The 10,836-nt window shown below is 47.5% G+C and carries 1 protein-coding gene; it reads right to left on the reverse strand.

Annotated elements, in window-relative coordinates; translation table 11 throughout:
• Window positions 1-6 precede the first annotated feature (6 nt).
• Window positions 7-10,830, reverse strand: coding sequence for an SDR family NAD(P)-dependent oxidoreductase (locus SIO70_RS25805; RefSeq protein ID WP_320575650.1), 10,824 nt, complete (start codon window positions 10,828-10,830; stop codon window positions 7-9).
• Between the last annotated feature and the right edge of the window lie 6 nt (window positions 10,831-10,836).

Here is a 10,836-nt window from a genome sequence, read left to right on the forward strand (position 1 = left end):
TTAGTCTTAGTTATAAGTTTCCCAGATCGTTTTTTCAGTAATAACAGTATTGGTTTTCAATACCTGCTGTGGATGTTGGGGGGTTGTTGTTTGCTGTACTTTTTTTCTGTTTAATGCGGGGGGAGGCAACGGACGTCTGCTGACGTTATGTGCCACCTGCTCCTCCCAGGCAGCCAGTATCAAATGTGCATTGGTACCTCCGTCTGCAAAGCAGTTTAAGGCAGCGATGCCTCCATCCCAATCAGATAGCTGCCTGTTGAAATAAAAAGGAGATGATTGTATGTTGTAATGTTGCATCGCCTGTTCTCCCGACAGGAAAGGCACCTGTTGTTTCTCCATCAACATCAGCACCACCTTAATAAACCCGGCAATGCCTTCTGCACATAATGGATGGCCGATATTGGGTTTCACTGATCCCAATGCACATGGTGCACTCACACCGGAGCGATAAACCGCTTCCATTGCCTTTAGTTCCAGGAGATCCGTTACTTCCGAGCCCGATCCGTTCGTTTCTATATAGCCTATCTCCCCCGGAAGTTTGTTGCTTTGTAACAACGCGCGTGTCATTACTTCTTTTTGTGCCTGTATATTAGGAGTGGCTGGTCCTGCTGTTCTGCCATCATTGTTGATTGCAATTCCTTTAATAACGGCATATATTTTATCTCCGTCACGAACAGCCTGACTCACCTTTTTGAGAATAACCATACCAGCACCTTCTCCCAGCACAATACCGGCAGCACGTTGATCAAATATGTGGAACTTATCATCTTTACTTAAAAGGTTTCGTTGATGGAACATCCGGTGTGCATTATCCGTTCCAAGCAGTCCTACTCCGCCTACCATAGCAGCGGTTATTTCTCCGCTTTGTAATGCCTGTACTGCCAGGTTCATTCCTACAAGGGCTGACGAACAAGCCGTATCAACGACCATACTGGGGCCCCGTAAATCAAAAAACCGGGAGATATTCGTTGCCAGGTAATTCTGGCCCAATGCCACAATCGGGTTTCTCATCTGTAACAAACTATCCTCATCCGGACGGTGTAGACTACGCCCGCCGATGTACACGCCCACAGACTTTCCTTTAATTTCCTGGGCTGTGTAGCCCGCATGATGCCAGACAAACAAGCTTTGCTCCAGCAACAACAATGCTTGCGGGTCCATCGCACTGACATCTTCCGGTGGTATCATAAAATAAGGAGCATCAAAATGACCTATCTCATCAATCAGCCCGGCGTAATATTCATTACTATATCCCCAACGCTCAAATGGGACTGGATTTATAGCCGATTGACCTTTTGAAAGCAACTGCCAGTACCCGGACAGGTCCTTCGCCCCCGGGAATTGGCAGGACAACCCTACTACAGCGATATCTTCCACTACTCCCTGTGACGGTGTGATGTCAGCATTTAGCTGCACAGGTTCTACATCCGCCGCAACATTTTCAACTACTACCGCCCGCGCCTCACTTGCTACAGCGGTATCATTTAGCAATGCAGACAGCGACGCATTGTATTTTCCTATCAGCCATACTGACAAATGTTCTATACTGGAATGCTCCAACAATACGGATGGGTCCAATTGTTCGCCTAATGGTATTTCGATTAGCCGTCGTATCTGCGACAGCAAAACAGAGTCTATCCCATAATCAGGGAAAGGTCGTCTTGTCTCAAAACGGCTCTTGTCAATCTTTAATTCTTTGGTGAATATTTCTGTCAGCCAGTCTACCGTGGATACAAACAGATCTGTTTTTAGCGCAGTAGCTTTTACTGGCTGCACTACCTGTTGCGGTGGGGTTACTTCCGCCACTTCCAACAAACTACCAGGAGCCCATTGCGCTATATTCACCACTGCCGGCATAATCACCGGATGACTCCTGTCCTGCAGAATACGGTCTAACATCTCCAACCCCACACGATTACTGAGTGTATATAACCCCGTTTGCGTATATGATTTGCTTTTTATTTCTCCCATTCCGGTCTCTTTCCAGCTGGGCCATTGAATACTTAACACAGGGAAACCTTCCTGATGGCCATGCGCGAAATAGTCCATATATGCATTGCCCATCGTGTAATCACTTTGACCGGCACCTAATACCGGTATCTGTGATGAGACGGAAGAATACATCACAAAGAACTGTAACGGCTCTTCCCGCAAACATGCATATAATACCTCCAGGCCTTTTACTTTAGCAGACAAGACCGCGTTTATTCCAGCCTGGGTTTTCCTTATAAACGCAGGTGTTTCCACGTCTATAATCCCCGCCGCATGAATTACACCTCCGATCCGGCCATGGCGGCTTTTAACAGCAGTCACCTGCGCAGATACTGCCGCAGCGTCCGTGATGTCTACAGTAAGAATTTCGACCGTAGCTCCCAGCGACTCCAGGTGTTGTATACCTTTTAGCTTCGACGCCTGTGCTCCGTTTGCAGCAATCACACGGGCCCACTCCTCACGTGCTGGCAGCACTTCACGACCGCTTAGTACCAAACGGCGCACACCATAGTGCCGTACAAAATGTTCCGCACACAAATAACCTATCCCCCTGGTACCTCCCGTGATCCATAACACCTCATTTTCTCCGAAAACAATGCTTTTCTCCGCTTTGCTCTTCAGTGTTTGTTCCGTTAAAACACTTGTATAATATTGGCCCTCCCGGCAACAGATTTCAGTATGGCCTCCGGCAAACAGATACGCTGCCGCTATCTGCTCCGCAACTACTGACACCGGCACATCAGACAACACGTCCAGGTGGCAGGAACTTACCTGCCGGTATTCCGCGCCCAGCATGCGGTACAAACCCCCATGCAATGCTCCCGATACCTGAACTTTTTTGTTTCCATACCGCTCCAGGTCAAACGTCACGCCCAGTAAACGGATACCCTCCCGGGATTTCTCTTCTATAAATTGCTGGATAACGGGTAACCAGTGCAGCCCGGGCATTGCCTGCGCTTCGCAGCCGGTAAGGTCAATCAGTCCCTCACTAGTTGCATCCCAGCGGCCAATATCTTCTATGCCAATAACGTCGCTGTTTACCAGCTGAGCGGCCACTGCTGCACCTAATGAACGGGTGGCGGCGGTTACCAGAATCTGTATACGCCCTTTCCTCGCGCGCTGAGAACGGATAGATAAGGGTTGCCAGTTTTTTTCCAAAAAACGAATCTGGTCAGTAGTAGCTGCTTTTGCGGGCGTCGCAAACATATTTAATGTGACATCGTTGTCCCTGTCTTCCGCTACCCAATAACTTTCTTTTGCAAAAGGGTAAGTAGGCAGGTGGATACGCGCCGGGGTATTGGCGCCATATAATCCGGTCCAGTTTATTTCATATCCCTTACAGTATAGATCAGATATTGCATAGATACTGTTGCGGTAGGCAGCAGGAATGTTACGTTCTTGTTCACTTTGCGCCAACAGGACAGCTACCTGTTGCTGTAACGTATCGTCTTTTGTTGTCTCCCATCCAGTAGTCCCTTTAAAAATATTGGAGGCACTGCCCTGTTGTAACAACAACTTCCAGGTATCGATAGCTTCCTGCCGGCTGGCCACCACAATGGCGCAACGGTGACTTAAATGCTGGCGGCCCTGTTGCAGCGTATAACTCAGCTCATGCATGGTTGCCTGGTCCGCTTTGCCGCTTTCCAGGAAAAGGATCATATCGCTGATTTTTTCTTCGAGACAGGCTGCTGTTTTTGCGGATAATGGCAAAAGATAATATGGTAAACTATGTGGTTGTTTCCGCGCAGTACTTCCCTGCGTTTGAACGACCATATGCGCATTGGTGCCACTCATTCCAAAAGCGCTGACTGCGCCCGTCAATGGTTTACCCGCCTGTGGTAACCATGTCCGGTTCTGCTGGTTAACATAAAATGGACTGGATGCCCATTGTATAAAGTCATTCTTTTGTTCAAAGTGCAGGCTTGCCGGGATAGTGTTATGCTGCATCGCCTGCACCAGGTTGATAAGGCTGACCAGGCCCGAAGCAGCAAATGTGTGCCCAAAATTTGTTTTGGCTGAAGTAAGCGCACAGTAAGATTGTTTGTCCGTGTATTTTTTAAACGCATCATTCAACGCGTTCACCTCCACGGGATCTCCCAGCTTTGTTCCCGTCCCATGTGCTACTACATAGGCTATTTCTTCAGGGTTTATATTACTTCTATCATATACTTCTTTCAGGAGACTGGCTTGCGAAAGTCCGCTGGGAGCCGTAATACCATTGGTTTTACCATCATAATTGATACCACTGCCCCTGATAACGGCATACACCGGATCTCCATCTTCCAGCGCACGGGAAAGACGCTTCAGCACCACCGCAACTACCGCCTCACCTGGCACCATACCATTTGCCCGTTTATCAAACACAAAACATTTGCCGTCTTCTGATAACATCCCAGCCCTGCTCATGCCGACATATGACATGGGTGTAAGCATCAGGTTTACGCCGGCAGCAATAGCCGTATCACATTCTTTATTACGTAGGCTTTGGCAGGCCTGATGCGCGGCCACCAGTCCAGACGAGCAGGCCGTATTAATCGCTATTACAGGGCCATCCAGGTTCAAAAAATACGACAACCGGGATGCCAGCACCCCGTCATGATTGGACGTGATATTCCCGTTTTTAAGCGCTAACGCCTGATAATCGCCTTGCTCTACCCCTACAAACACACCTACTTTTCCGGACTTCAGCTGCGTGGCGCCATAACCGGCATCTTCCAACGCTTTCCAGGACTCCTGTAATAACAAACGCTGACGGGGGTCCATCGTTTCCGCCTCCCGTGGCGATATCTCAAAAAATAAAGGATCAAACTCTTTTACACCAGGTATGCAACCGCACCATTTAGTGTTGATCTTTCCCGGATCACTAACGGTATCTCCGAAAAATGACTGCCAGTCAAATCTGTCGGCAGGTATTTCATCCACAACGGTTTTACCACCGGATAAAATATCCCACATCTCCTCTACGTTACGGGCGTCCGGGAAACGGCCGCTAATACCGATGATAGCAATGGGCTCCTGACCTGTATCCAGTGAATGTACCGGCCAACCTTGCCGGTTGACAGGCGCCGGGGATGGCGGAACCGGAAGCGAAACTTTTTTATTTTCCCCTGATCTTTGTTGCACCGCCGTCACTTCCCCGCGATAAAACAATGTCATCAGTCCAGTGTGCTCTTTCATGAAATACTCACCCAGCTTATTCAGTGTGGTATATCCAAAAAACAAGGCAGGCGTTATCTCCAGCTCATAATGCTTACTGAGCGATGTAGCCAGTTTAGTCAGGCTGACAGAATCATATCCCATATCCACCAGGTTCTCTTCCGGGTCGATTTTTTGGGGAGATAATTTTAGTATATCACCTATTTGCTCACGCAGGTCCAGCGTTACACAGGCCGTTACTGAGAGTCCTTTCATCTCCGGCCTGCGCCCTTTGCCCGCAGCAACCACTGTTACCTCTTCTGTTAATATATCTTCCGAAGCCTCTTCCAGGCCCAGAAAACGATGTACCCGGTCCGGATTACCATTTATTACCAGTACCTGTTCTTTCCCCGATGACAAAATCCCCTCCAGCAGCTCAAATCCTTCCTTGATCTCCAGAAAATTTTGTCCGCTTGATTTGAGGTACATCTCCACCTGGACTTTTTCCTTTACACCCATACCTCCATCTCTCCATAAAGGCCAGTTGATAGCAACAGTTTGTCCATGCCGTTTGCCGGCAGCAACCAGGCTGTTACGGTATGCCGCATATTCCATCTGAAAACGGTTGCCCACCGCATAGTCACAGGTACCAAAATCTCCCAGGATAGCTGACGATGACGAAAAATAACATACAAAGTCAAGGACTTCCTGCTCTAACAATTCATCCAATACCACAGTACCCCTGATCTTTGGATGAACCACCTCCATAAAAGAACGGAAATCCTTATCCGCAATACTACCACCGCCTTCAATACCAGCAGCATGCAACACCCCGTTTAACGGCCCCAATACTTCGCAGGCAGCCTTTATGCCTGCCTGCATGGATGCACGGTCACACACATCCCCAACAATATATATTACCCGGCTGCCTGATGATTCCAGTTCCTTTATCACAGCTTGTTTCCCTGCATCCAGGGCTGAACGGCCCGTGAGGATCAGACGAGCCTTATACTTTTCAGATAAGTAACCTGCCAGCAAATGACCCAGGCCACCAAAACCGCCCGTAATCAGATACACCCCACCCGTCTTAAACACCGGCTCTCCGGATAATAAAGAGGAGGGGCCTATTTTTTTTATATAACGGGTACCGCCGCGATATAAAACGCTGCCCGTTTGTTCCCATTCCTGTAATATATGCTGCACCGTTACACCTACAGGCAACCGATCTGCCTCATACAATACAGACAAACGCAGGCCTGGCATTACAAATCCCAGCGACCGCTCAAAACCTATCAATGAGCAAGCATGGACAGCTGCCAGCTCTCCTGCCAGGCTCGCACCTAATACCAGACGCACATCCCTGCCCTTCAGCGCCTGGATGAGATAAACGATGGACGCCAAATCTGATGCTACCTCCCACATATATATCACCCCATCTATATCACCCTGTGTGCTATAAATGCTCTCCATTAACTGAGCGTAACTTCCTTTATCATCTGCCGGAATACTGTAATGACGGGCACTCTGCTGACAATAGCTATTCCCTGCGGATACAAACACTACTACGGCGCCTGCTACCTGACCAGATAACGCCTGTTCAAAAGCCACCTGCTCCGCCTCCCCGTTAAGGAAACATAATAGCCGCCTGATAGTTTTGCCTCCGGCTACTGTTTTTAATATCGCAGGCGCCCAGTTTTCTTCAAAAGTGAGCACTTCGTGCGTAGCAGTATTCACTGCCTTCTCCGTCGCTGCCTGAAGACACACGCCTGTGATCCGGGCGCTCAGTACTTTTTCCTCCGTAAACAGGTCTATATCAAAACTATCGCCGGTATGATTGCCTATCCGCGCTATCATACGGCTGCTCATCTTATCAAATATCTCTACAGCCGATAAAGATCCCACAGTGGCCAAAGCGGCATTTGCTGCAGCTGCTTCCGGCCATAACAAACACGCCTCTACGCAACTTTCCAATACCACAGGATGCAGTATCCACGGATCTGTTGCAGATAATATTCCCTCCGGAATATCAATACCCGCAAATGCATGCATGGCTGTTGTGATAACCCAATCCAGTCCCTGTCCGGCACGAGTCTTTCTGCCTAACACCGCCAGCTTTTCATAACACTGCTGTTTATTAAGTGGTGCCTGAGCTGGCAGCGACAGGACTTCCGCACGCCGCTCAACAGTGGCAAACGTTGCGGCCACACCGCTCATACACAACTCCTGTTCAGTAGTAGCTGCGGTGATGCCATATATCTCGTAAGCCAATTCTCCTCCGGCTAACGGATACAAACGGATATCCAACTGTGTTTTTTCCGTTAGCGCGCAAGGGGTAACCGCCATGTCTTTTAGCTGTATGCCGGTCTGCGACAAATCTATACCAGTGGCCTGTGCCACAGCACTTGCTGCCATCTCTGTTAAAGCCGCCACACCGGCTGTCATACCTTCCTCATGGCCACTCTCACGATTAAAATAACTGCTGAACCGCAGGCCAGCAATATCTGATGTATTTTTATGCAACAAGGGATGAAGCACTTCCCTGCTGTAATTTGTATGATTATCCTTTATTGTATCATTGACAACCGGTACCCAATACCGTTCCTTTGCAAAAGGATAAGTAGGCAGGCTGACACGTTGTGGTTTTGCAGCCTTATAAAATAACTTCCAGTCAATAGAAAACCCTTGCGCCCAGAGTTCTGCCAGCTTTTCAACCTTATTTCTATCTATCCATTTTTGGATCAGTTCCCCGGCATCTTCATCATTAGTCAGAAAATGCAAAGACTCCCTGTTCTTTTTAGCGTTTCCCCGCCAACAGTTGGATATATCTTTTTGACCCTGTGAAAAAGCTTCCAGCGAAGCAATCAACTCCTCCATTGTTGCCGCAACAAAAGCAATCCTTTCCGGCATGGCTTCCCTACCTACCTGCAATGTATAGGCAAGTGATGTCAGGGATATTGGGGACGCTGTTTCCACATTATCCGATACCTCTTTCTTAGTCGATGAAAAAGAGTATTTAAGGAAATCCAATACCTTTAAAACATATTCTTGCAGGCGTTCTTCATTTTTGGCCGACAGCGGAATTAACCGGAGTATATCCTTACCTGGAGTAATATTATGATGAGTATTTTCCGTGGCTATATACTCCTCGAGTATAACATGTGCATTAGAGCCCGTAGCACCAAAAGAACTTACTGCAGCCCGGCGCGGGTATACTTTTTTCTGCCCCTCTTCTTCAACTACAGGACATTTCCAGTGTTCCGTTTCATGCTGGATATAAAAGGGTGTCTGCGATAACTGCAGGTATGGATTCACTTCCAGCGAATGAAGAGAAGGTACCAGCGTTTTATGGTACAACTGCAATATTACCTTACTGATGCCACTGATACCTGCTGCAGATTCTGCATGACCTATATTTGATTTTACAGAACCTATCGCACAGTATTCCTTGTCTTGTGTATATTGCCCATAACTTTTCACCAGCCCCTGAATTTCGATGGGATCTCCCAGGGAGGTACCCGTTCCGTGGGCCTCTACATAACTGATAGTGCGCGGATGGATACCCGTTTTTTCCATACATGCAGAGATCATATTGGCCTGTGCAACCGGACTGGGTACCATAAGACCGCTGACGGTTCCCACATGATTAATGACACTGCCCTTAATAACAGCGTAGATGTGGTCTTTATCCTTTAGGGCTTTGCTTAATGGTTTGAGCAGGATAGTTCCTACCCCCTCTCCCGACACATAACCATCCCCTCCTTTTCCGAAGGTATGACAGTACCCATCACTTGAATGCATATCGGACATACCATAGGAGAGATATTTATGGGGATGCAATGATAAGTTCACTCCACCGGCGAGTGCCACCTCACATTCTCCTCTCCTGATGCTTTCCAGTGCCAGGTGAAGTGCCGTGAGCGACGAGGAACAAACAGTATCTATTGCCATACTGGGCCCGTGAAAATTGCAGAAATAAGATACACGGTTAGCAATAGGCGCATAATTCAGCGATAAGGGAAATACTAACCCTTTGGCCACCGCTTCTGCCGCTACCAGCGTATAATCTTTATGCATCACCCCCACAAATACACCAACAGCCTGTCGTTTGTCAGGTCCCTGTGGCGCCACCAACGTATCAGGGGTATAACCGGCATCCTCAATTGCTTCCCAGCAAACTTCCAGAAAAACACGCTCCTGTGGATCCATTATTTCCGCCTCCCGCGGGGAAATCCGAAAGAATTGCGCATCAAAACAATCAGCATGATTTATAAATCCACCCCACCTGGAAATCTTTTTTCCCGATGGAGTAGTCATCTCTTCATAATTCTCCCAATTCCAACGTGTCTTAGGTATCTCTGTAATACAGTCTTTCCCGTCCAATAAATTCTGCCAGAACTCCGCAATACTATCAGCACCGGGATAACGTCCGCCAATACCAATGACCGCGATCTCCTCCGCTACCAGAACAACTTCCCGCACATCTTCTGTTTGTTTTGAAACAACAGGATGAATAATACGCTCTGTCATTGGAGTGACAGGCATACCAGCTGGTTCTTCCTTCAACTGATGGAATGCTGCCGGATAATGTTCCAGGAGATGGGCTGATAATAAAGGAATAGACGGATATTCAAACAACAAAACGGGTGACAGCGATACATTCAATTTCTTTTCAACATCCTGAATAACCGCCAGCAGCGAAGCAGAACCTAATCCCATTTCATAATACCCTGCCTGTATATCTATTATTTCAGCAGGTACCGCAAGATGACGCGCAATTAAATTCTTCAAAAATTTCTCCACAGATAACAATCCGTTGGAGGTATTAACAGCCGCTGTTTCCTCCTTTTCACCAGGTATAACAACCGTTTTCGGCCCCATATCAATATGTTGTGGATGCCGGATCAACTTAGAAGCAAACTTCTTCAGTTCGCCGATTTTCACACCCGTCGCATTAAAAAAATCGATGGTCACATAAAGCAACTCGTTTAACCGTTGCACGGTAGATGCCTGTATTCTGGCCATGACCCGCCTATCAAAAAGATGGGACGCCTTAAAAGATTCAAAATAAAGCGGGAGATACAATTGCTGTTCATCCGGCCATAAAGCAGCCATCAGTTCAGACGCACCAATAGCGCTGCCATCAATAAGAGCAGGATGGAACATTAAACTGTCTTCTTCCTCAGCCGGCCACGCTGCCGAAATGTCTATATAATGGGCTTCTTTATCTACATAAATATCTCCATGCGCTTTCATCAATCCCGTATGACACAAATCCTGATCATGACACTGTTGGTATATTTTATCGAGATTTACAACGGCAGCCTGTTTGATAATATCCAACTGTACCTGCTCATCAAAATCAACCAGGGGCACCTGGTGCATCTCCGCTGTTACATAACATATTGTATTAGCAACCGACACGTCATCAGCATGCGCTGTACCTTCTATCGTAATTTGCCATTGACAGCGGCTACTATCTTCCGTACATCTCACTTCCAGGGCAACAGGCAATGCTTCAGTCACCGTCAACGGATGATGAATAACTACATTTCTAAGCTCCAACGAATCGAAACTATAACCATGTTCCCTGAAAACCTGGTATAACATATCTATATACGCCAGCCCCGGCAACATTTCCTTCCCATAAACCTTATGATTACAGATAACCGGATGATTGATATCAATAATAAATTGCTCCTTCATTATACC

Source organism: Chitinophaga sancti (assembly GCF_034087045.1).
In the GTDB taxonomy this organism is placed as follows: domain Bacteria; phylum Bacteroidota; class Bacteroidia; order Chitinophagales; family Chitinophagaceae; genus Chitinophaga; species Chitinophaga sancti_B.

What these genes read in the sequence shown, in the direction of transcription:
- SIO70_RS25805 (WP_320575650.1), bottom strand. Translation starts at nt 10,830, where the DNA reads ATGAAGGAGCAATTTATTATTGATATCAATCATCCGGTTATCTGTAAT.